Source organism: Ruania halotolerans (assembly GCF_021049285.1).
GTDB lineage: Bacteria > Actinomycetota > Actinomycetes > Actinomycetales > Beutenbergiaceae > Ruania > Ruania halotolerans.
Map to the genome: position 1 here is coordinate 4206486 of NZ_CP088017.1, position 21850 is coordinate 4228335.

At 66.9% G+C, this 21850-nt stretch carries 20 protein-coding genes; 7 read left to right on the forward strand and 13 right to left on the reverse strand.

The features are described 5' to 3' along the window. Positions 1-47 precede the first annotated feature (47 nt). From LQF10_RS19045 to LQF10_RS19060, 4 genes are read right to left on the reverse strand one after another with little or no spacing between them, the layout of a single operon-like run. Entirely contained in the window at positions 48-1694 is a 1647-nt protein-coding gene (locus LQF10_RS19045; protein WP_231065416.1) for an alpha-L-arabinofuranosidase family protein, read from the reverse strand. A gap of 20 nt (positions 1695-1714) precedes the next feature. Continuing rightward, complete coding sequence (locus tag LQF10_RS19050; protein WP_231065417.1) at positions 1715-2653, reverse strand: carbohydrate ABC transporter permease; 939 nt, start codon at positions 2651-2653, stop codon at positions 1715-1717. Continuing rightward, a complete protein-coding gene (locus LQF10_RS19055) occupies positions 2650-3615 on the reverse strand; it encodes a carbohydrate ABC transporter permease (RefSeq protein WP_231065418.1) in 966 nt (321 codons plus the stop codon). The genes LQF10_RS19050 and LQF10_RS19055 overlap by 4 nt, the downstream gene beginning before the upstream one ends. 30 nt (positions 3616-3645) lie before the next feature. Next, complete coding sequence (locus LQF10_RS19060) at positions 3646-5151, reverse strand: ABC transporter substrate-binding protein (RefSeq protein ID WP_231065419.1); 1506 nt, start codon at positions 5149-5151, stop codon at positions 3646-3648. Positions 5152-5369: 218 nt separating this feature from the next. Between LQF10_RS19060 and LQF10_RS19065 the strand changes: the two genes are divergently transcribed. The 3 genes from LQF10_RS19065 to LQF10_RS19075 all read left to right on the forward strand — a co-directional run bounded on the left by LQF10_RS19065 (position 5370) and on the right by LQF10_RS19075 (position 9412). Then, positions 5370-6866: a sulfatase family protein gene (locus LQF10_RS19065; protein WP_231065420.1), complete on the forward strand. Its 1497-nt coding sequence runs from the start codon at positions 5370-5372 to the stop codon at positions 6864-6866. A gap of 82 nt (positions 6867-6948) precedes the next feature. After that, on the forward strand, positions 6949-7980 hold the full coding sequence (locus LQF10_RS19070) for a LacI family DNA-binding transcriptional regulator (protein WP_231065421.1): 1032 nt from the start codon (positions 6949-6951) through the stop codon (positions 7978-7980). A 4-nt stretch (positions 7981-7984) separates the two neighbouring features. Beyond that, complete coding sequence (locus tag LQF10_RS19075) at positions 7985-9412, forward strand: sulfatase family protein (RefSeq protein WP_231065422.1); 1428 nt, start codon at positions 7985-7987, stop codon at positions 9410-9412. 422 nt (positions 9413-9834) lie between these two features. Here the strand turns inward: LQF10_RS19075 and LQF10_RS19080 are convergent, their stop codons facing one another. Beyond that, positions 9835-10677: an SDR family oxidoreductase gene (locus LQF10_RS19080; RefSeq protein WP_231065423.1), complete on the reverse strand. Its 843-nt coding sequence runs from the start codon at positions 10675-10677 to the stop codon at positions 9835-9837. A gap of 76 nt (positions 10678-10753) precedes the next feature. Here LQF10_RS19080 and LQF10_RS19085 point away from each other — a divergent pair, with 76 nt between their 5' ends. Both LQF10_RS19085 and LQF10_RS19090 read left to right on the forward strand, forming a co-directional pair. Continuing rightward, a complete protein-coding gene (locus LQF10_RS19085) occupies positions 10754-11170 on the forward strand; it encodes a MerR family transcriptional regulator (RefSeq protein WP_231065424.1) in 417 nt (138 codons plus the stop codon). An 81-nt stretch (positions 11171-11251) separates the two neighbouring features. Further along, positions 11252-12247 (forward strand): zinc-binding dehydrogenase, encoded by a 996-nt coding sequence (locus LQF10_RS19090; RefSeq protein ID WP_231065425.1) that lies wholly within the window; start codon positions 11252-11254, stop codon positions 12245-12247. Between the two features lie 207 nt (positions 12248-12454). On the opposite strand, the gene LQF10_RS19095 is transcribed toward LQF10_RS19090, so the two are convergent. From LQF10_RS19095 to dnaB, 3 genes are all read right to left on the reverse strand, one after another. Continuing rightward, on the reverse strand, positions 12455-14404 hold the full coding sequence (locus LQF10_RS19095) for a choice-of-anchor A family protein (RefSeq protein WP_231065426.1): 1950 nt from the start codon (positions 14402-14404) through the stop codon (positions 12455-12457). Between the two features lie 154 nt (positions 14405-14558). Beyond that, on the reverse strand, positions 14559-15017 hold the full coding sequence (locus tag LQF10_RS19100) for a GNAT family N-acetyltransferase (protein ID WP_231065427.1): 459 nt from the start codon (positions 15015-15017) through the stop codon (positions 14559-14561). Positions 15018-15135: 118 nt separating this feature from the next. After that, positions 15136-16488 (reverse strand): replicative DNA helicase, encoded by a 1353-nt coding sequence (gene dnaB, locus LQF10_RS19105; protein ID WP_231065428.1) that lies wholly within the window; start codon positions 16486-16488, stop codon positions 15136-15138. A 378-nt stretch (positions 16489-16866) separates the two neighbouring features. On the opposite strand from dnaB, the gene LQF10_RS19110 reads away from it, so the two are divergent. Continuing rightward, the gene (locus LQF10_RS19110; RefSeq protein WP_435531418.1) at positions 16867-18273 is read left to right on the forward strand and encodes an MATE family efflux transporter; all 1407 of its coding nucleotides are present in this window, start codon (positions 16867-16869) and stop codon (positions 18271-18273) included. Positions 18274-18404: 131 nt separating this feature from the next. Here the strand turns inward: LQF10_RS19110 and LQF10_RS19115 are convergent, their stop codons facing one another. From LQF10_RS19115 to rpsF, 5 genes are all read right to left on the reverse strand, one after another. Then, entirely contained in the window at positions 18405-18728 is a 324-nt protein-coding gene (locus LQF10_RS19115) for a DUF4333 domain-containing protein (RefSeq protein ID WP_231065429.1), read from the reverse strand. A 175-nt stretch (positions 18729-18903) separates the two neighbouring features. Then, the gene (gene rplI, locus LQF10_RS19120) at positions 18904-19356 is read right to left on the reverse strand and encodes a 50S ribosomal protein L9 (RefSeq protein ID WP_231065430.1); all 453 of its coding nucleotides are present in this window, start codon (positions 19354-19356) and stop codon (positions 18904-18906) included. Between the two features lie 17 nt (positions 19357-19373). Then, a complete protein-coding gene (gene rpsR / locus LQF10_RS19125; protein ID WP_231065431.1) occupies positions 19374-19619 on the reverse strand; it encodes a 30S ribosomal protein S18 in 246 nt (81 codons plus the stop codon). Positions 19620-19672: 53 nt separating this feature from the next. Next, positions 19673-20212 carry a single-stranded DNA-binding protein gene (locus tag LQF10_RS19130; RefSeq protein WP_231065432.1) on the reverse strand — a complete coding sequence of 180 codons (540 nt, stop codon included), beginning with the start codon at positions 20210-20212 and terminating at the stop codon, positions 19673-19675. A 26-nt stretch (positions 20213-20238) separates the two neighbouring features. Then, positions 20239-20529 carry a 30S ribosomal protein S6 gene (gene rpsF / locus LQF10_RS19135; protein WP_231065433.1) on the reverse strand — a complete coding sequence of 97 codons (291 nt, stop codon included), beginning with the start codon at positions 20527-20529 and terminating at the stop codon, positions 20239-20241. 352 nt (positions 20530-20881) lie between these two features. On the opposite strand from rpsF, the gene LQF10_RS19140 reads away from it, so the two are divergent. Next, positions 20882-21847 carry a hypothetical protein gene (locus tag LQF10_RS19140; RefSeq protein WP_231065434.1) on the forward strand — a complete coding sequence of 322 codons (966 nt, stop codon included), beginning with the start codon at positions 20882-20884 and terminating at the stop codon, positions 21845-21847. Positions 21848-21850 lie beyond the last annotated feature (3 nt).

A 21850-nucleotide genomic window follows, 5' to 3' on the forward strand; every position in this document is an offset into this window, starting at 1 on the left:
GGGTGCAGCAGCCTCCGTTCCTGCGGTCCCGGCCGCAGGCCGCACCATCAGGCGCGCTCCAGCGTCAGCACAGTGATGGAGTGGGGCGGCAGCAGCCACCCTCCGCCGTCGGCGTCGACCTGCCCGTGGTCTCGCACGGTGACGGCGTCCGGCTGGGTCAGATCGTTCACGGTGTTCACGCCATCCAGATCCCCTCCGAGGCAGCGCAGGTGCGCCTGCCGCGGACCGTCGGCGCTGCCGTCGATCACGGGGCGTACGCGGATAGCCTCATCCCGGTGCCGGTTGATGACGGCCAGACGCACCGTGCCGTCGTCGGCCCGGGTGGCACACGCGTCCACAAACGGAACCGTCATCGGAACGGCGGTCTGCTCGCCGCGACCGCTTCGCTGATCGCCCTGGCGAACGTTCGCCGACCGTGCCGGGCCATCAACCGCACACGGCAGGACCGTGCGGCCGGTGTGATGGCGATACAGGTTCCACACGTGGTAGATCGCCGAACGGAAGGCCCCGCCTGGGCGGGCGACGACGAGGCCGTTGGCATTGACCAAGTTGACGGGATTGGCCATCGCCACCGGTGCGGCCGAACCTGCCGTGCGGTGGATCGCGTGGAACACCCCAGCGCAGAAGACGGCATCGCCGATGGTGCGCGGGCTCCATCGGTTGACGCGCACGCCGCCCGGCCAGTCGGCTACCGGCGTGGTCTCCCGCGGGGCGACGCCGCCGTCAGCTCCGGCTTGCGGGGCAGGCCAGGATGTGGGTTCGAGATGGCGCATAGTCCACTCGTCGAGCGCGAGGGCAGGCGGGCGATCGAGCCCAGCCTCGAGGGCCAGGTCCGTGACGAGTTGGGAGTAGGTGGAGATCTCCTGTTCGAAGTAGAGCGACTGGGCGACCATGGCGTCATAGTCGTCACCCGCCCACAGGTGGTTGCTCGCCCCATAAAGGTGCAGGGAGACGTAGTCGAGGTAGCGTCCGGCTCTGGTCAGCAGCGGACGGGTCCACGCCTCCTGGTTCCACGGGATGCCGACGCCGATGAGACGGATGTCCGGATCGACGGCGCGCATGAACCGGGCATGCTCGAGCGCATCGGCCGCGTACTGCTCGGCCGTGCGGTGACCCATCTGCCACGGCCCGTACACCTCGTTACCGACCCCCCAGTAGCGGACGTTCCACGGTTCGCTCCGGCCATTGGCTGCCCGGCGCCGGGTGAGGGCGGTGTCCTGGTGGGCGTTGGTGTACTCGACCCATCGCACCGCCTCGTCCACATCACGCGCTGAATGTGCGAGATACGCCGGCGCGCCGACCTGCTCGCACCAGGCAAGGAACTCGTCGGTGCCGAACCGGTTGGTCTCCAGCTCGCCCCAGGCCAGCTCGAGGCGGGTGGGCCGCTCGTCTCGCGGTCCCACGGCGTCCTCCCAGTGGTAGGCGGAGGTGAAGTTCCCGCCGGGCCAGCGGATGACGCCGGGCTCCAGGTCGCGGACCAGGTCCAGGACGTCGGAGCGCACGCCCTGGAGGAGACCGGGTTCGTCGACGGCGAGGGCCGAGCCCTCATCGAGAACGCCGCCCTCGATGTTGCCGAAGAATGCGGACTCGAGGAAGTGGCCGTAGATGTCGTCGTCGATGCGGCCCAACGGGTGGTGCGAATCGACGGCGATCACGGCCTCGCGCGGCTGGGCGAAGGGGTGAGGGTCGGGCATGACGAGGGGCTCCGATCGGGTCATTGTTTGACTGCTCCGGCGATGCTGTCGACGAATTTGCGTTGGAGGGTGATGAAGATGGCCATGACGGGGATGAGGGAGATCGTGGCGGCGGCGGCCAGGCCGGACCAGTCGGTGGAGTATTCGCCGATGAAGGCGCTCATGCCGACGGCGAGGGTGCGTAGGGCGGGTTCGGAGAGGGTGAAGACCAGTGGCAGGAGGTAGACGTTCCAGGCGAAGAGGAAGTTCAAGATGATCACGGTCGCGGTGATCGGCCAGGCCAGGGGGAGCATGATCTGGGCGAAGATGCGCAGGTGCCCGGCGCCGTCGAGGCGGGCGCATTCTTCGAGTTCTTTGGGTAGTCCACGAAAATAGCCGGCATACAGCAGTGTCGCGGCGACTTGACCGCCGGCGCCCAGGCCCAGGATGACCCCGAGGTGGGTGTTCAGTAGCCCGATCTGGTCGGTGAGTTGGACCACGGGGATGATGGTGTAGCCCTCGGGCAGGAAGAACGTGATCAGGAAGATCCCGATGAGAAGTTTCTTGCCGATGAAGTCATACCGGCCCAGGACGTATCCGGCCAGGGCCGAGCGGATCACGATCAGCGCGACTGTTCCGCCGGTGATGATGACGGAGTTGAGGAAGTACCGGTCGAACCCGACCACGGTCCAGGCGCGGGTGTAGTTCTCCCACACCGGGGTCTCCGGGATCAGGCCCAGGCCGGAGCCGAAGATCTCAGGTTGGGTCTTCAACGATGCCGAGACCAACCAGATGAAGGGGTAGATCCAAATCAACGCCAGGATCAACAACCCGGCGAAGATCATCAAACTCCCCGGCCGGCGGATCAGCGTGCGTAGCCCATCGGGGCGGTCCGGGCGTAACGCCCGACCCCGGACCCGCTGATTCCTGCCCGCGTTCTGTGCAGCAGCAGCAGCGGTGGTGGTGGGTGGGGTGGTCATTTCATTGCTCCTGTGGCTCGGCGGGCCCAGCGCAGACCGACCGCTTGGGCCAGCGCGATGCCCATCGTGAGGATCCCGAAGAGCACGGCGGCGGCTGAGGCGTATCCGAGTTGGGGCACGGTGGCCCCGAAAGCGGTACGGAAGATGAAGATCTCGATCACCTCAGAAGAGAACGAGGGCCCACCACCGGTCATCGTGTACATCAGATCGAAGACGTTCAACGCACCCACGGTGTCGATCAGGGTGATGATCACCAGGAACGGGATCAGCAGCGGCATCGTGATCCGGGTGAACTCCTGCCACGGCTTGGCGCCGTCGATCATCGCGGCCTCGTGGACCTCATCGGGGATGGTCTGTAACGCCGCCAGCCAGTAGATCATCGTGATCCCGAGCCATTTCCACACCCACACCGCCACCCCCGCCAGCAACGAGGTATCAGTACTAGCGACGAAGTTCGCCGGCGAGTCCAGCAACCCCGCCCCTACCAACGCCACACTGATCGGGCCACCGGCATCAAGCAACAGCGTGAACACCACCCCGATGATCGCCCCGGTAGTGACCACCGGCAGGAAGAACAACGTGCGCAACAGGCCCTTGAACGGGGTGCGTTTACGGTTCAGCAAGATCGCCAGCAGTAACGCCAACCCCACCCGCAACGGCACCGCGAGTACCAAGAAGATCAACGAGTTCGTGAACGCATTCCAGAACAGATCATCGCCAACCAACCGCTGGAAATTCTCCACACCGATGAACGTGCCCGAATCAGCAAACCCCGGCCAATCCAGAAACGCGAACCACCACGAGGCCACCAACGGATACACCGTATACGCCCCATACCCCACAATCGTGGGCAACAAGAACAGATAAATCCACCAATCCCGACGCAACCGCCGCCAGATGCCTTGCTTCGAGGAAGGCGCCTTCGAGTTCAGCTCGCGTCCTTCGTCCAGAGCGGCCACCATCACCAGCACCTCACCATCGCTGCGGCACGCTCATCGAGCGTCATAGTCCTCAACCGCATAGTCCGACTCCGGATCCCAATTGGAGAACACCCACGCATTGGTGTCGATGTCGGCCTCTTCCGCCACGGCCTCGATCGCACGCTCACGTTCGGCGCTGATCGCGTCCTTGTACCGGCGCAGTTCTCCGTCGACGTCCACGTCCTCTCCCGCCAGGAGGGACTGGAGCATGTCGCCGACGTGGGGGCGCACGTCACGCATTTCCGCCTGGACGCGCCACACTCCGGGGTTACCCACCTCGGGGCTGGGTGCGATCCGCACATCCTCGGCGAAATTCGCGATGGCCAGCGCGTACGCCGGGTGCACATCGGCGTCCTCGACCACCTCCAGCAGCGCTGGCGGCTGATCCATCGCGGCCGCGAGCTCCGCTTGGAACTCGGGGGTGGTCATCTGCAGAATCAACTCTGATGCCGCCTCCGCCTCGCCGGCGTCGGCCGAAAGCCAGAACACTCCGCCTGAGGGCGCGTTGTAGATCAGGTTCCGCTCGCTCTCCGGGGTGGGAATGTGCCAGCAGGACACACCCCGCTCGACCGCCTCCGGCTCGTCTACGAGGAGTCCGCCGATGAACCAGGAGCCCCACAGGTAGATCGCCCCTTCGCCGGCCGCCCATCGCGCGCGAGCGTCCCGCGGCCCCATCGACGGCGAGGCGGGATGCACTACGCCGTCAGCCTGCAGCGAGCGGATGAACTCGACCGCCTGGGCGAACGGCTCGGAGTCCTGCACGTACTCACCCGTGCGCCAGTCGATCTCGCCCGGCGCCCCGGCCGACTGCGCCAAGCGGTTGACGAGTCCACTCAGGTAGGCCGGCTCTTGACCGGGGATGAACAGACCGTGCGCGTCGGTGTTCTCCGAGACGCGTCGTGCCATTGCCCGCAGATCATCCCAGGTGGCGGGTTCCTCGTCGGGGTCGATGCCGGCGTCGGCGATCAATGCGGTGTTGTACCACGGGATGGTCTCGTGCAAGCGACTGGTGAACAGCGGGACCGAGTAGACCCCGCCGTCGAATCGATGGCGGCCATCGAAGAGCTGATCGCCCACATCGCTGCCCTCGATGTCGACGTAGTCGCTGATCGGCTGGAACCAGCCTTCACTGACCAGTGCCGCCGGCGCGGAGTCCAGGCCCGCCAGGGAGTGCACATCAGGCAACTGATTGCTGCGCCGCGCCACCTGCAGGGCCTCACCGAGCTCGGGGGCGTCCAGTTGACGCCGCTCGACCGTGATGGCGGAGTTCTCGGCCATATAGGGCTCGAACAGGGCCTCCTCGAGGGTCGTCGTCAGCGGACGAAACTGATCCCACCACTGCACAGTTCCGCTGCCGCCGTCGTCGCCCCCACGCGAGCTCTGACCGCCGCCGGTACAACTCGCGAGGGCTGCGGCCAGCAGACCCGCGCTCGAACCTCCGACGAAACCGCGTCGGCTCACCATGCGGGGCCGGCGCCATGTCTGACCTGAGTTCAGGGTGATGCGTTGGTTGCTCATCAGGACACTCCCTTGTCGTCCTCGACCTCGGGTGATCGTCGTCGGCAGACGATCACCTCCCTTGCGGTGGAGGCCATGTTTGCGCAAACTTAACACAGCTGGATGTCTCGTCAAGTAGCTTGAAGTCACCAGATTCCACCGGAATCCGTGTGCCGCACGTCGTCGTGGGGCGGTGAGGTCTGATGAGATACGTTTGCGCAAACACATTGGGAGGCTTCATGACTACACGCTCCAACATGCTCTTCGTGATGACCGATCAGCACCGAGTGGACACGCTCGGCTGCTACGGGAATCCGAACGGCACGTCACCGCACCTGGACGCACTCGCCGAATCCGGGACGCAGTTCGACGCGTGCTACACGCCGTCGGCCATCTGCACTCCCGCTCGTGCCAGTCTGCTCACCGGCGTGCTGCCCTATCGCCACCAGTTGCTGGCCAACTACGAGCGCAACGTCGGCTACGCCGAGGAGCTCTCCGACGAGTTCACTCCGTTCTCCCAGCGGCTGCGAGAGAGCGGCTACAACGTGGGCCTGGAAGGCAAGTGGCACGTCGGCCGCCAGCGAGGCCCGGGGGAGTTCGGTTTCGACGGCTCGCACTACCCAGGTTGGCACAACCCGATCGCCCACCCGGAGTACCGCTCGTGGCTCGCCGAGCGAGGCTTCCCGGAACCGACGATCACCGACGAGGTCCGTGGCACCTTCCCCAATGGCGAACCGGGCAACCTCCTGGCGGGGGTGCTCCAGCAGCCTCCCGAGGCAACGTTCGAGCACTTCCTCACGGACCGGACCATCGCGAGGCTGGAAGAGTACGCCCGCGATCACCGTCGCGACGGCACCCCCTTCTACCTGGCCACGCATTTCTTCGGCCCGCACCTGCCGTACCTGCTGCCGGCGGAGTACCTGCACCGATTCGACCCCGGCCTGGTGACCCTTCCCGCCTCAGTGGCCGAGACCTTCGCGGGCAAGCCTCCGGTACAACAGCGGTACTCAGAACATTGGACACACGACACGCTCAGTGAGGACACCCGCCGGTGGCTCGTCGCCGCCTACTGGGGGTACGTCGCGCTCATCGACGAGCAAGTGGGTCGACTGGTCGACGCCCTGCATCGCCTCGGCCTCTGGGAGAGCACGGCAGTCGCATTCACCGCGGATCACGGCGAGTTCACTGGGGCGCATCGTCTCCACGACAAGGGCCCGGCCATGTACGAGGACATCTACCGCATCCCGGGCCTGCTCCGGGTACCAGGCACCGACGGTGGCCGCCGCTCCGAGGCGTTCACGAGTCTGGTGGACTACACGGCGACCATCCTCGACCTCGCCGGACTCGAACCTGATCCGGAGGCCGATGGCCGCAGCCTGGTGCCGATCGCTGCAGGCAACGAGCCGACAGATTGGCGCCAGGACATCACCGCCGAGTTCCACGGCCACCACTTCCCCTACCCCCAGCGGATGTTGCGCACGCGGCGGTACAAACTCGTGGTCAACCCGGAGAGTGTGAACGAGCTCTACGACCTCGAGACCGACCCTGACGAGATGCACAACCGCTACCAAGATGAGGACATAGCAGGCGTACGGACGGACCTGTTGCATCGACTGTATGAGCACCTGCGCGAGTCCGGGGACAACTTCCACCACTGGATGACGTCGATGTACCCGGTGGGCGGGAAGAGCTACGACACGTCACTGAGCGACTTCGAGGGCGTCCAGCACCAATGAAAGCCGCAGCGGCACTACGTCCGCGGTCCAGCGCGGTCCGGGGCAGAATGGTGAGCCAGCACAGCGAGAGGATCTGAGCCCCATGGCCCGACGCCCCGGTACCGGCGCCACGAAGGGTGCGTCGATGGCCGACGTCGCCCGGCTCGCCCGCGTCTCCGGGCAGACGGTCTCCAGGGTGGCCAACGGCAACGCCCGGGTCTCACCCGAGACTCGCGAAAAGGTCGAGGAGGCGATGCGCCAGCTGGGATACCGGGCGAACGCGGCGGCTCGGGCACTCGCCACCGGAAAGTTCCGCACGATCGGTGTGGTGACGTTCAACCTCACCGCCGTCGGGAACATCAGGATCGTGGACTCGGTGATCGCCGGCGCCCAGGAGCAGGGGTACTCGATCAGCCTCGCGGTGGTCGAGACCCCCACCGAGCAGGGCGTACGGGCCGCTGTGCGCGGTCTCACTGACCGGGCTGTCGACGGCATCATCGTGATCGAAGCACGCGTGCTGGACACCCCGAACCTGCAGTTGCCCGAGGAGGTGCCGGTGGTCATTGCGGACGGCGGTGCCACTCAGAAGCACCCCTCGTTCGGGATGGATGAAGCGGCAGGCGCCCGGGCCGCCGTCGACCACCTACTCGAACTCGGCCACGCGACCGTTCACCATCTCTCCGGCCCGTCGGGATCGCACCCCGGCACTCGACGCCGCACCGCCTGGCGCCAGGCCTTGCGGCGCGCCGGACGCGTGGTGCCGCGGCCGGCGCTCGGCGACTGGTCACCCGAGTCCGGTTACAAGAGTGGGCTGGAACTGATCGCCCAACGCGATGTCACAGCCGTGTTCGCCGCCAACGACCAGATGGCAGCGGGCATCCTTCGGGCGGCTCAGGAACTCGGACTGCGCCTCCCCGAGCAGCTCAGCGTGGTTGGCTATGACAACATCGATATCGCTCCGTATCTGTCTCCCCCGCTCACCACCGTGAACCAGGACCTGGAACAGGTCGGGCGGCGCTGCCTCGACCACCTGCTACTCCTGATGGAAGACCCGCAGGCGTCGACAGACCCGCGGGGCAGGCTCGTGCGACCGCGCTTGGTGGTGCGCAGTTCCACCGCTCCCCCGGAACGCTGAGTCGATGAGTCGCCCGAACATCCTGCTCATCTGCACGGACCAGCAACGCTACGACGCGCTCGGAGTGGCCGGTAACCCGCACATCTGCACCCCGAACCTCGACCAGCTCGCCACCCAGGGCACCCGTTTCACCAATTGCTACGTGCAGGCGACCGTGTGCGCACCCTCCCGGGCGAGTCTGATGACGAGTCGCTACCTGCACAACCACGGCGTGTGGGCGAACGGGGTGGACATCAATCCTGACGAGCAGTTCTTCACCCGCACACTTGCCGATGCGGGGTACGACTGCGGACTGGTGGGCAAGTTCCACCTGGGCGCTGCCTTCGGCGGACGGATCGAGCCCCGGATCGACGACGGCTTCCGTATCTTCCGCTGGGCGCATGACCCGTACGTGCCCTCACCTGGCAATGAGTACCATCACTGGCTCCGGCGCACCTTCCCCGGGCTCCTCGAGGAGGCGATTGCCAAGGGGCGTCATGAGATCGACCGACTGCCGCGTGAGGCGCATTACAGCCACTGGGTGGGTGAGGAGACGATCGAGTTCCTCACCAGTACCCGCGATACGAGCAAGCCGTTCTGCTTCATCGCCAACTTCTTCGACCCGCACCACGGCTTCGGCGCGCCGCAGGCGTACCGCGACCGATACGACGCGGCGAGTCTCCCGGCGCCCGTGACCTCGGACCTGAGCACGAAGCCCGCCATCTACACCGACGCCTCGCGGGAGTCCTACGCGGGGGCCCTCCCGGGCTTCGCCGATTACACCGCTGAACAGATCCAGGACATCAAGGCCCACTACTACGCCATGGTCACGCTCGTCGATGACGAGGTGGGCCGGATCCTCGCAGCGTTGGCCGAACAAGGGCTTGAGGAGAACACGATGGTCATCTTCACCAGCGATCACGGTGAGATGCTCGGTGACCACCAGATGCTTCTCAAGGGCCCGATGATGTTCGACTGCTCGGTCCGCGTGCCGCTGATCGTGCGCTGGCCAGGCCACGTGCCCGACGGCGCGACGCGGGAGGAACTGGTGGAGTGGATCGACCTGGCACCGACGCTGCTCGCTGCGGCGGGCGTCGATGGCCTCCCCAGGGCGCAGGGCCGCGATCTGACCCCGCTCTGGTCCGGCGATGGGTGGCACGATCGCGGCTGGGTCCTCTCCGAGTATCGCAACAGCGGCTCGATGTATGACCCACCGGTGCACACCACGATGCTGCGCACCGACACCTGGAAACTTGTCGTCCATCATGGCCCACCCGCCTCCGCTCGCGGTCGGGACGGCGAGCTCTACGACCTGACGACGGACCCGGACGAACGCGTGAACCTCTGGCGGGACGAGAGCGCCCAGCACCAGCGGGTCACGATGGAGCGGGATCTGCTCGACGTCTTGGTCGCGACCGAAGACCGCTCCCAGCCGCGGATCGCCGCCTTCTGACGTTCGCCAGAACGCCGTGACGCTCGGTCTCCTCAGCAGTGCAGCATGAACCGATCATGGACTGACACGATCGCCAGGTGGCGGATACGAGTGGCGGTGTCGAGTTGACGCTGGACGTCCTCCGAGCGGTCGCCCGGTTCGCCGTCGAGTGCACAGGAGGCCCTGCCGCTGTTCGAGGCCGACCTCCCTGGTGACGGGCACGTCTGCGCGCCACCCCTGCGTTGATCGACGTGCTTCGGCGATACCCGCCCGCGCCGGAGGGGAAGAATCGCGTGGACCGCCTCTGGAAGGTGCTCGACACCGCCCTGCGGACCCAGCCGACTGAGCCGGCTGGGTCGCCATGACTCCAGTTCCTCCTAGCGAACCCCACGGCGCACGATCTCTGGTGCCGTCGGGAGCTCGACATCAGGCCGGCCGGCCGGTCAGCGGAAGTCATCGGCGTGATCACGCGCCCACTGGCGAAAGGGCCGTGCCGGCGTGCCGGTGACCGCCTCGGCGGTGGCGACGACCTGTTCGGGTGTGTCGACCATCTCCGCCCATGCCGCCAACGCCATATCCACGAACGCGGGGTCACCCCAGGCGGTGGTGAGGTTCTCGCGCGCCTCCTCGATCGGTTGCTCCTCCCATCGCACCGGTGCGCCGATGGTCTCGCCAATGATGCGCACCTGCTCAGCTTGGGTGAGCACCTCCGGGCCGGTGAGTGGGTAGGCCGCCCCGACATGCCCGTCCTCGGTGAGAGCGCGGATGGCGACGTCAGCGATATCCGCCTCATGGATCAGTGACCGGCCGGCGTTACCGTAGGGCCAGCGGACCACGCCGGTACGGATCTGGTCCGCCCAGCCGAGCACATTCGCCGCCAGACCGCCTGGTCGCAGGAAGGTCCACTCCCGCCCGGACTGCGTGACCAGATCCTCGACGTCGCCCCAGTGCCCATTCGGGCGCTGATTCGTTGGGCCCTCCAGCGCAGACAGGTAGACGATGCGCGAGGCGTGGCGGGCGAAGACCTCAACGGCGGCCGGTGCGTCGGAGATATCGGTGCTCGGCCAGAGCAGGAAGACCGAGGCCGTTCCGTCTGCGGCCTGCTCGAGGGTGGCGGGCTGGGTCAGGTCGCCGTAGACGACCTCCACCCCCTCGGGTAGATCGGCCGTTTCCGGGGTGCGGACCATGGCGCGCACGTCGGCGCCCAGGGCGTGGAGGCCGGAGACGACGTGGCGCCCCACGTTGCCCGTTGCGCCAGTGACCAGAATTGTGTGTGTTGATGGCATACCGTCGAGCGTTCCGGTTGAACCTTGGTTCAAGTCAAGAGCCCCGGCGACCGAAGTCGAGTGGCACGATGGGGCAATGAGCCTTGTCGCACCTGCCCGCCATGAGTTGACCGTCGGTGACGTCGCCCAGGACGCCGGAGTTGCGCCGTCGGCCGTGCGGTTCTACGAAAAGCACGGTGTGGTCACCGCACGCCGCAATACCGGCAACCAACGCCGGTTCGACGAGTCGGCGAGTTGCCGGATCAAGGTCGCGAAACTCGCGCAGCGTGTGGGCCTGACCGTCCGGGAGATCGCCGATCTGTACGCGCACCTACCCGCCGATCCTGGACCGCAGGAATGGGAGCAGGTGGCTGACCGACTCATCGCAGAGTCCGAGCGGCGGACCAATGAGCTGCGTGCGTGCCTGGACGAACTGCAGTCCGGCGGCAAACTCTGCGGAGCGGTGGATCGGATGCCACCGGAGACTGGGACCCCTCTGGGCGGGAACCTGTGACGGGGGAGGCGGGCGCCTCCTCGCCTTCACGCGAGCTGGCCACCGACTTCTCACGGCAGGCGCGCGACTAGGATCGGTGCCATGCGAGCGGTTCGGATCCACGGTCAGGGCGATATGCGGATCGAGGAGCTCCCGGCTCTGGAATCGGTGCCCGGTCAGGTCCGGATTCGACCCACCTATGTGGGGATCTGCGGCTCGGACCTGCACTACTTCTCCGACGGCGCGGCCGGGATCTTCCGGATCGTTGACCCACTCATCCCCGGGCACGAGATGTCCGGAACCGTCGAGGCCGACCCCTCCGGCCGACTGAGCCCCGGCACCCCGGTGACCGTGCATCCCTCCACCTGGGGGCCGCCGTCGGACGGGCCACGGCACACCTGGCCAGGTGGCACGTTCCTCGGCAGCGCCTCCACCTCCCCGCATACGCAGGGGGCGATGGCCGAATCTCTGGTCGTGACCGCCGACCAGGTGCGCCCGCTGCCTGCCGGACTCTCACTACGCACGGCCGTTCTAGTCGAGCCACTGGCCGTGGCGTTGCACGCACTGGCGATGGGCGGTCGTGGGTCGCGGGTACTGATCTCCGGTTCCGGACCGATCGGGCTGCTCACCGCAGCGGCCGCGCTCGCCCACGGGGCCGAGGAGGTCTGGTGCGCCGATGTGCGCTCCGGGCCGCTGGAACGTGCGGTCTCTCTCGGGGTCCATCAGACGATCAACGTGTCCCAGACGATGTTGCCCGAGTCAGCCTTCGACGTCGTCTATGAGTGCGCGGGCCTGCCACAGACGCTGCACGCCCTGCTCAGCGCCTGTCGGCGTGGTGGCACGCTCGTCCAGGTCGGGAATGTGCCGAACGAGGACCGCCCCGTGAACCTGGCGCCGATCGTCTCCAAGGAGATCGCCCTGCGCGGGGTGTTTCGCTACGACACCGAGATCGACGACGCGATCGCGATGCTCGCTGACAACCCCGAAATCGAATCGGTGATCACTCACGAGTTCAGCCTGGACGAGGTCAACCAGGCATTCGCGACGGCTGCGGACTCCGAGGCTTCCGGGAAGGTGATCGTGCGGGTGAGCGAGTAGGGGCGCCGCAACCCTGATCTCGATGGGATTCATCGGCCCTCGCTGATGTGACGACCAGCGGATGTGACAGTTGCACCCGCGAGATGCCCTTCTTGACTGGGTGAATCCTCGCGTCAGAAGGGCATCTCCGTGGTCCCGCGCCTACCAGCGACGCTCACCGATCGATGGATCGGGGCGACGAGCAGGGCGAGCCGGGCGGGTGAGAGGTCAGGCCTGGGTGTACTGCGCCTGTGCCCGACGACGGGACGCGAGCACGAGCCACATGCCGATCGCGAGCAGTCCCGCCGCGGCCGCCGCACTGGTGAGTGCTTCGGATCCGGTCTCCGGGAGCGTGCCTTCGGTGCTCTCGTCACCAGTCGACCCGTCGTCGGACTCGGACTCGTGCTCATCGCCGTCGGAGCCACCATCGGCAGCCTCGGCCGGGTCGGCGGTATTGGTCAGCGTCACCACGACGTTCTCCCCATCAGCCACCGTGACCGAGGACGGCGAGAACACCGGATCGCCCCACACCACACCATCAACCTCGGGCACACCCGACTCAACGAACGTCACCACGGTGCCCGCCGGAACATCCTGCGGACCAGCAACCACCGTGCCATCAGCCGGAACCGTCACCACACCCGAAACCGACTCACCATCAACCTCATAGGCATACTCCACCGAGAACTCCGCATCGGCAGGCACCAGACCAGCGGCCGCACCCACCACATCCTTGACCACGGAGAATCCGCCGGTCTGCGGCGTCGCGACCTCATCGGCGGTATTGGTCAGCGTCACCACGACGTTCTCACCATCAGCCACCGTGACCGAGGACGGCGAGAACACCGGATCGCCCCACACCACACCATCAACCTCGGGCACACCCGACTCAACGAACGTCACCACGGTGCCCGCCGGAACATCCTGCGGACCAGCAACCACCGTGCCATCAGCCGGAACCGTCACCACACCCGAAACCGACTCACCATCAACCTCATAGGCATACTCCACCGAGAACTGCGCATCGGCAGGCACCAAATCGGCCGCTGCACCCACCACATCCTTGACCACCGAGAACCCGCCGAACGCAGTCGGTTCGGTCCCGCAGTCGAGTTCCGGTGCCCCGATCCAGGGGTAGTTGTGCTGCTCGTTGCCGGTACCGCTCGTCGTCAGATCTCCGCCGACGTAGACGCGGCCGTTGGTGCTGGCCGTGATCTCGGCGTCGGCGGCTGGGGCGAGGATGGAGCCCATGAACTGACTCGATCCGCCGATCGTCACGCTCTCCGCGTCGGCAAAGTTCCACATCAGCTGAGACGCGGCGTTTCCGAACTCCGGACTGGCGAAGTCGTCCACGCGCTCCCCGTCGAGAGAGAAGTAGGTGGGGGAGAACTCAACGGGACCACCGGTCACGGTGATCGCCACGGCGGCGCCGTCGGGGACGTTTTCGATGTAGACCTCGGTCGCTCCGCTCAGGTCGGCGGCACTGATCTCGAAGTACTGCGGCGTGCTATCACCGGATCCGGTGAAGGTGACGCTGTTGCCGGCTCGCTCGGCGGTGCCGATGACCGTCTGCGCGGCGATATCGGCGGAGGCGTCGGTGATCGCGTCCTGGAAGTCCGCATAGGGATCCATGGCTGCGGTCGCACCCAGGCCTTCGTCAATCGTGGCCCCGTTGGACGTCAGGCCGTCACCCACGGTGATCGCACCGCCAACACGTACCGCGCCACCGCCGTCGATGTTCGCGCCCACGTCCACGCGCGTGGTGTCGCCGATCACGAGGTCTCCGCCGACGGCGAGCATCGTGGAGCCCGGCGAGGGGGTGATTCCGGATCCGACACCGACGGCGCCGACGTTGAAGACTCCGCCGGAGTCCTTGTCGAACGTCGCGTCGCCGCGGACGAGCAGCAGACCCTCGGACTCGGCTGCCGCGCCTGTGGCGACATAGTTGCCCCCGGCGTAGACGGCCACGTTGTTGTCGGTAAACGTCGGTTCGTTCCCGATGCCGGGCATCTCGCCCTCGGCAGGGCACTCATCGGCGGGCACGTCCGCCGATGCGGGACCTGCGGTAGCGATGCTCGTGACGGTTGCGCCGGTCATGGCGAGGGCTGTGCCGACGACGAGGGTGGCCGCGCGACGCAACAGGCCGCTGCCGGGCCGATCCTGTGCTGGGTCAGTCATTGGTGCTCCATTCTCATGTCCGATTGAGGCTTCTCCCTCCTGTGCAGACGGCTGAGCACCGATCTCGTCACGGCAAGCCGTTGGTGATGTGCGTCACAGGCGAGGGTGCGCGCACCATTGCGCGGCACGGCCGCCCCTGAGGCCGATCTCATCGTCAGCGGCCGTAGCGGTCCGGCCGGCTCCATGGCCACTCCGCTGCGATCCAGGTGGCGACGGCGTCGGCGAGCGGGCCGTCGAGGTCGGCATGGTCGGCCCGCACCCACGATTGCACACTGACGTCGAAACCGTCCGACTCCGGCGGGTAGAGGTAGACGCATCCGATCACGTCGCCACTGCCGTGCTCGAGAACGGTGAAGGTGAACCCTTTCCCGACTGCGAAATCGGCGGCATGGCGGCGCAAGTCAGCGAGATTGTCCTCCAGAGACATCCCCGCGAGCGGTGGCCATCTACCGTCCGGATACCCTGCGCTCGACCTGATGTGCTCGATGCTCGACGTCCACGCCGCGTGGTCCGCGGCGTTGTGCTGTGGCCCCAGCGGTTCGAGCCGGAACCGCTCCGTCACCAGAGACGTCGGCGCAATGAAGTCGCCCGGCACGAAGTCCTCTGAAGCCATAACGGGAAGGTACCAGCGTGCCCCCGACAACGAGCTCCCGTGCTGCGTACGCGGCCATTATGTTGAGCCACCGGAGGCCGGCGTTCGCCGCCTCTCGACACGAAACGGGTGGTGCTCGTCAGTGCGCCATATCCACGAACCGTGCGTAGTGACCCTGGAAGGCCACCACAATCGTGTCGGTGGGCCCGTTACGGTGCTTGGCCACGATCACGTCCGCCTCGCCGGCCCGCGGTGATTCCTTCTCATACATGTCGTCGCGGTGCAGCAGGATCACCATGTCGGCATCCTGCTCAATCGAGCCGGACTCGCGAAGGTCGCTCACCTGCGGCTTCTTGTCCGTACGCTGCTCGGACCCACGGTTCAACTGCGAGATCGCGATCACGGGCACCTCGAGTTCCTTGGCGAGGAGCTTGATCGCACGGGAGAACTCTGAGACCTCTTGCTGGCGGGACTCGACTCGCTTACCGGAGGACATCAGCTGCAGGTAGTCGATCACCACGAGTTTGAGGTCGTGCCGCTGCTTGAGCCGCCGGCACTTGGCGCGAATCTCCATCAGTGACATGTTCGGGCTGTCGTCGATGAACAGCGGCGCCTCGGACACCTTGCCCATCGTGCGGGCCAGCTTCGTCCAGTCCTCATCCCGCATGGTGCCCTTGCGCATGTGCTGCAGCGGCACCTGCGACTCCGCCGAGAGCATACGCATGGAGATCTCGTTGCGGCTCATCTCCAGGGAGAAGATCACCGAGGTCAGACCGTGCTTGATCGACGTGGCCCGGGCGATATCTAAACCCAGGGTACTTTTTCCCATCGCCGGCCTGGCCGCGATCACGATCATCTGCCCGGGGTGCAGCCCGTTCGTCAGGGCATCCAGGTCCGCGAACCCGGTGGGCACTCCGATCATCCCCTCACCACGGTGCGAGGCGGCGTCGATCTCCTCCATCGTGGAGTTGATGACGTCCTTCAGCGGCACGTAGTCCTCAGCGGTGCGCCGCTCCGTGACGGCGTAGATCTCGGACTGCGCCGTGTTGACCAGATCGTCCACGTCACCGCCATCGGTGGCGTAGCCCAGCTGCACGATCCGGGTGCCCGCGTCGACCAGGCGCCGCAACACCGCCCGCTCGCGCACGATCCGCGCGTAGTACCCAGCGTTCGCGGCGGTGGGCACGGATGAGAGCAGGGTGTGCAGATACGGCGCCCCGCCGATCCGGCTCAGCTCGCCGCGCTTGGTCAGCTCCGCGGACACGGTCACCGCATCGGCAGGCTCACCGCGGCCGTACAGGTCAAGGACCGCGTCGTAGATCGCCTCATGCGCGGGCCGGTAGAAGTCCGTCCCGCGCAGAACCTCCACCACATCCGCGATGGCATCCTTCGACAGCAGCATGCCGCCGATCACAGACTGCTCAGCCGCCACATCCTGCGGAGGGGTGCGCTCAAAACTCCCGGGCGCCTCGGTGATCTCCTGGACGCTCACGCCGCCGCCCCACATTGCATCGACCGGCTGATCTGCACCGCCATCACCCGCTCCTCACTGCTCGATCCGCCCGCTGTGTGGACTGACAACACCTATCAGCACCCACCGACACACCACCTCGACCCACGGCGGATACCGAGCCACCGGGCGACGCTACGCACTGGGGAGCACCGGCGGCAAACGCCACAACCGAGCCCCTGGGGACGAGCACCCACCAACCTGGGGACGAACACCGCCTAGGCTGTGGACGGAGTGTGGAGCGAGCACCCATCCGTTGTGCACAGGTACTCAGACGGGGTGTGGACAAGCACTCATATCCGCACGATTGCACCAAGAAGTGAGCCCACACCCTGTGGATAGAAGAAACTCGGAGGATCCGTGGACGACACGCCGGGCCCACACGCCGGGCCGGACGACGACCACCCTGTCAACCCACCGAGACATGCACCTGACTCCCCAGCAACCCCCACCGCGCGCACCCTCGACCGCCGCATCCTCGCCCTGGCCGTGCCCGCACTGGGCGCTCTCGTCGCCGAGCCCCTGTTCGTCCTGGTCGACTCCGCCGTGGTGGGGCACCTGGGCACCGCCGAACTCGCCGGACTCACGCTCGCCTCGGCACTCCTGGTCACCACCGTTGCCCTGTTCGTCTTCCTCGCCTACGCCACCACGGGCGCAGTAGCCCGGCGCCTCGGTGCGGGCGATACGAAAGGCGCGCTCGCCGTCGGCGTGGACGGCATCTGGCTCGCCCTCGGCCTCGGCGTGGTTGTTCTCGTGGCCGGCTACGCCGCCGCCGAACCGCTCGTGGCGGTGATGGGGGCATCCGCCGATGTCACGCCGCACGCCCTCGCATACCTGCGCACCAGCCTGCCCGGCATTCCCGGCATGCTTGTGGTGCTCGCCGCCACCGGTGCGCTGCGCGGAATGCAGGACACGCGCACCCCGTTGCGAGTGGCCGTGGTCGGCGCGATCGTCAACGCAGCCGGGTCGGTGCTGCTCGTCTACGGCGCCGGGATGGGGATCGCCGGCTCCGGGCTGGCGACGGCGATCGGCCAGATCGGCATGGCCCTCGCCCTGATGTGGGTGGTGGTGCGGGCGGCACGCTCTGGTGGGGTCTCCCTGCGCCCCGCCCCCGGCGGGATCCTCGCCAATGCACGAGCAGGGATGCCCCTGCTGATCCGCACCCTCACCCTGCGCGCGGCGATCCTGCTCACGGTCGCTGCCGCGACCTCCCTCGGTGACGTTCCGCTCGCGGCGCACCAGATCGTCAACTCCGTCTGGGGGCTCGCTGCCTTCGCGCTCGACGCCCTCGCCATCGCTGCCCAGGCACTGGTGGGCCACGGGCTCGGGGCGCGCCGCCCCGACGAGGTACGGGCCGTCGTCCGGCGGTGCCTGCGCTGGGGCACCCTCGCAGGAGTCGGGATCGGCGCGCTCATCGCCCTGCTCGGTGGGTTGCTCACGCCGCTGTTCACCAGCGACCCTGCCGTCCAGCATGCCGCCCATCTGGGGCTGATCGTGATCGGTGTGCTGATGCCGATTGCGGCGTGGCCCTTCGTGCTGGACGGGGTGCTGATGGGCGCCGGAGACGGCGTCTACCTCGCGGTGGCGGGCGCCATCGCCCTTGTGGTGTATCTGCCGCTGCTCGGCGCGGTCGTCCGGTGGGCTCCCGGCGGCGCCGTCGGGTTGGTGTGGTTGTGGGTCGCCTTCGCCGGAGGTTTCCTGGGCGCCCGGGCCCTGACGACGTGGCTGCGCTCCCGCGGGAGCAGGTGGATGGTGCTCGGAGTGTGAGCACGCGGTCTGAGCACCGGGATCTGAACACAGTGGTCTGAACACAGTGGAGACGTACTGACGGCCCTGGCATACCTCGTGCCCGAGGGGACACGAGGCCGCTCAGGGCCGTCAGTCGGAACGAGGTCGGCTCACATGGGAGTCTCGGCCACCTGGACGTCCCAGTTCACGTTCCCATCCTCCACCGAGGTGACGGTCAAGGTCACCAGGTACGTGTCCTCGTCTCCGTCAACGGAGAGCACGCAGTCCATGGTGGTGTCCACCTCGGCATCGAGATCGTCGGGGCAGTCGATGGTCGGGCGCGTCCCTCCCACCATGGCCTCGAGCTGATCAGCCGTTACCTCTTCGACCTCGCTCTGAGCGACGGCGTTCGCACCGCTGCAGCCAACGAGGAGGAGTGCGGCCATTGCTGGGATGACGCTTGCCTTCACGATCCTTCGGTTCATTTGTTGCATGCCTCCACCTTGTCTCATCGGCGACGGTCGGGGCCACGTCAGAACTGCCCATGTGTGCACGCTCACAGCACCATCGGCGCAGCTCAGCACCTCGCGCCGACCATTGCGCGCACCCTGGACGTACGACGGCCCGGCCACCTCGCAGGGTGACCGGGCCGTCGTCAGTGGGTGGGTGTCAGGCGCCCGGAACCACGTTCAGATCCACGGTGGCCGAGACATCGGCGTGCAGGCGCACCTGCACCTGGTGACCGCCGAGGCTCTTGATCGGCTGGCCGATCTCGATCTTGCGGCGGTCCACCTGCTGCCCTCCGGAGGCCCGGATGGCGTCGGCGATGTCCGAGGTCGTCACGGCGCCGAAGAGGCGACCGTTCGGGCCCGAGTTCACGCGCACCACGAAGGGCTTGGCCTGCAGCGAGTCACGCACTGCGCGGGCGTCCTCGATCGTGGCGATCGCACGCTTGCGGCGAGCCGCGGTGATCTGGTCGATCTGCTTCTGCCCGCCCTTGGTCCACGGGGTGGCCAAGTTGCGCGGAAGCAGGTAGTTGCGGGCATAGCCGTCCTTGACATCAACGACGTCTCCCGCGGTACCGAGGCCAGTGACCTCGTGGGTGAGAATGAGCTTCGCCATGGCTGTTCCTCCCCGGTTCAGCGAGCAGAGCTCGAGTAGGGAAGCAGCGCCATCTCTCGGGCGTTCTTCACGGCCCGAGCAATCTGCCGCTGCTCCTGCACGGTGACACCGGTCACGCGGCGCGCGCGGATCTTGCCGCGGTCCGAGATGAACTTCCGCAGCAGAGCGGTGTCCTTGTAGTCGATCGGCCCCTCAAGCTTGATGGCCTTGAGGGGGTTCGCCTTCTTCTTGATCACAGGCTTGCGAACTTCACGCTTCGCCATAGTTGCTCCTTGGATGCTCGCGCCGCGTCAACTGCGGCGCGCAGTGGTGATGGTTAGAAAGGGGGCTCGTCGCCGAAGCTCGAGCCGCCGGTTGCCCACGGGTCGTCTGCCTGGCCGCCGCCGGAGCCACCCTGGCCGCCGCCGAAGCCGCCGCCCTGGTTACCTCCGCTGAAGCCGCCTCCGCCACCGGAGTTTCCTCCGCCGAAGCCACCACCACCGCCACCACCGCGCTGGGCGCGGGTGACTTTGGCCGTGGCATACCGCATGGAGGGGCCGACCTCGTCGACCTGAAGCTCGACGACGGTGCGCTTCTCGCCCTCGCGAGTCTCAAAGGAACGCTGAACCAGACGACCCTGTGCGACCACCCGCATCCCCTTGGTGAGGGACTCGGCGACGTTCTCCGCAGCTTCGCGCCAGATCGAGCAGCGCATGAAGAGGGTGTCGCCGTCCTTCCACTCGTTCGACTGACGGTCGAACTGGCGAGGGGTGGACGCGATCGTGAAATTGGCCACGGCCGCACCCGACGGGGTGAACCGGAGCTCAGGGTCAGCCGTGAGGTTGCCGATCACGGTGATGACGGTGTCGCCTGCCATGACGCTCCTTTACGAGGGACTAGCGCTCAGCGCGCGTCGGGTCGGATGAGCTTGGTGCGGAGAATGGACTCGCTGAGGCCGAGCTGGCGGTCGAGCTCCTTGGCAAGTTCCGGCGTGGCGTGCATATTCACCACGGCGTAGATGCCCTCGGGGTTCTTCGCGATCTCGAACGCCAGGCGGCGCTTGCCCCAGATGTCGACGTTGTCAACGGTCCCACCACCACTGGTGATCACACCGAGGAACTTCTCGAGCGCCGCGGGAACGGTTCGCTCATCGATCTCGGGATCGAGAATCACCATCAGTTCGTAATGACGCATACTTCAACCCACCTCCTTCGGACTGGGCGGTCACGGTCTCTCCGTGACAGGAGGGTGATGCGTGTTCGTGCCCCTCTTGCCGAGCGGGTGCCCGCAAGCAGGTGCACGAGATACCCGCTCATCCTAACGGACTGCGCCGGTGCCCGTGTGCCTTCCTCCACAGCTCCACCACCATCTGCGCATCTGAACCCACTTCTCCTGATCGAACCCCCGACGGCGGGGGTTCAGTCGGGAAAAGTGGGTTCAGACGGCGACGGGTCGAGATTTCCACAGGTCGGACGCCATGAGGCGGTGTCCACACCCCGGGCACCGAGACCACTCGCTGCAGCCGACCTCGGGCTTGACTGCACCGATGGCCCCGCTACCTGCCGATCACCACGGACTCATCACCCATGCCAGCGCGGCAGCAACGGGACGCGTCGCACAGCTGGAGGCCGCACATCGAGGCGGTCGCCTGATGCGGATCCGGAACGGGGTGTATCGCCACGCTGCCGCCGGCGAACCGGACTCCGCTCCCGCACGTGACCGGCAGCGGTATGAACTCCTCGTGCGTGCGGCCGCGCACCGTCAGCGAGCACCGGTATTCACCTCCTACTCGGCCGCCATTCTCATGGGCCTGCCGATCATCGGCCGATGGCCCAGCACGATCTATCGGCTGCGCCCTGGACCGACCGGTAGGCGCCGCGGAGATGTCATCGACGTGGCGAGCAGGAAACCCATCGAGCCCGTCGCCCACGAGGGTGCGCTCCTCACCCCCATCGAGTTCACCCTGATCCAACTCGCGCGCCATGCGCCACTGGTCTGCGCACTGGCCGCCTGGGACGCGGCACTGCTCGTGCCGCGGGCACCGGGCGCGGAGCCGATCACGACGCCCGATCAGATGGCAGCGGAACATCATCGCCTGCTTCCTTACCACGGCTCCCGGCGAGTTGAGGCGGTGCTCAGCCGGGCGAGTACTGCCTCGGAGAGCGCACTGGAGACGCTGAGCGGGCTCACGATCGAGGAGCTCGGATTCCCGGCGCCCGAGCGTCAGGCCCACCTCTGGCTTCCCGATCTGCAGACCGACGCCTACGTCGACTTCTTCTGGCGTGAGTTCGGGATCGCTGGTGAGGCGGACGGGTATGCCAAGTACGTGGGCGGGGGAGAGGATGCTGCCACCCGAGTCCTGGAGGAGAAACGCCGCGAGGACGCCATCCGCCGCCAGGTGCACGGATTCGCTCGATGGACGTGGGCGGACGCCTGGCATCGCCGCGGCCTCGAGGTGGCACTGAGGAGCGCCGGAGTTCCGCAGACACGCGCCCGGCGCCTGCTGCGCTGACCC

Excerpts from the sequence above, each read along its gene's own strand:
- LQF10_RS19055 (WP_231065418.1), bottom strand. The coding sequence starts at position 3,615 with ATGGTGGCCGCTCTGGACGAAGGACGCGAGCTGAACTCGAAGGCGCCT.
- LQF10_RS19085 (WP_231065424.1), top strand. The coding sequence starts at position 10,754 with ATGAGCCTTGTCGCACCTGCCCGCCATGAGTTGACCGTCGGTGACGTC.
- LQF10_RS19140 (WP_231065434.1), top strand. The coding sequence starts at position 20,882 with ATGGCCCCGCTACCTGCCGATCACCACGGACTCATCACCCATGCCAGC.
- LQF10_RS19080 (WP_231065423.1), bottom strand. The coding sequence starts at position 10,677 with ATGCCATCAACACACACAATTCTGGTCACTGGCGCAACGGGCAACGTG.
- LQF10_RS19095 (WP_231065426.1), bottom strand. The coding sequence starts at position 14,404 with ATGACTGACCCAGCACAGGATCGGCCCGGCAGCGGCCTGTTGCGTCGC.
- rplI (WP_231065430.1), bottom strand. The coding sequence starts at position 19,356 with ATGGCGAAGCTCATTCTCACCCACGAGGTCACTGGCCTCGGTACCGCG.
- LQF10_RS19075 (WP_231065422.1), top strand. The coding sequence starts at position 7,985 with ATGAGTCGCCCGAACATCCTGCTCATCTGCACGGACCAGCAACGCTAC.
- LQF10_RS19115 (WP_231065429.1), bottom strand. The coding sequence starts at position 18,728 with ATGCAACAAATGAACCGAAGGATCGTGAAGGCAAGCGTCATCCCAGCA.
- rpsR (WP_231065431.1), bottom strand. The coding sequence starts at position 19,619 with ATGGCGAAGCGTGAAGTTCGCAAGCCTGTGATCAAGAAGAAGGCGAAC.
- LQF10_RS19050 (WP_231065417.1), bottom strand. The coding sequence starts at position 2,653 with ATGACCACCCCACCCACCACCACCGCTGCTGCTGCTGCACAGAACGCG.
- LQF10_RS19045 (WP_231065416.1), bottom strand. The coding sequence starts at position 1,694 with ATGCCCGACCCTCACCCCTTCGCCCAGCCGCGCGAGGCCGTGATCGCC.
- LQF10_RS19070 (WP_231065421.1), top strand. The coding sequence starts at position 6,949 with ATGGCCCGACGCCCCGGTACCGGCGCCACGAAGGGTGCGTCGATGGCC.
- rpsF (WP_231065433.1), bottom strand. The coding sequence starts at position 20,529 with ATGCGTCATTACGAACTGATGGTGATTCTCGATCCCGAGATCGATGAG.
- LQF10_RS19065 (WP_231065420.1), top strand. The coding sequence starts at position 5,370 with ATGACTACACGCTCCAACATGCTCTTCGTGATGACCGATCAGCACCGA.
- LQF10_RS19130 (WP_231065432.1), bottom strand. The coding sequence starts at position 20,212 with ATGGCAGGCGACACCGTCATCACCGTGATCGGCAACCTCACGGCTGAC.
- LQF10_RS19100 (WP_231065427.1), bottom strand. The coding sequence starts at position 15,017 with ATGGCTTCAGAGGACTTCGTGCCGGGCGACTTCATTGCGCCGACGTCT.
- LQF10_RS19090 (WP_231065425.1), top strand. The coding sequence starts at position 11,252 with ATGCGAGCGGTTCGGATCCACGGTCAGGGCGATATGCGGATCGAGGAG.
- LQF10_RS19060 (WP_231065419.1), bottom strand. The coding sequence starts at position 5,151 with ATGAGCAACCAACGCATCACCCTGAACTCAGGTCAGACATGGCGCCGG.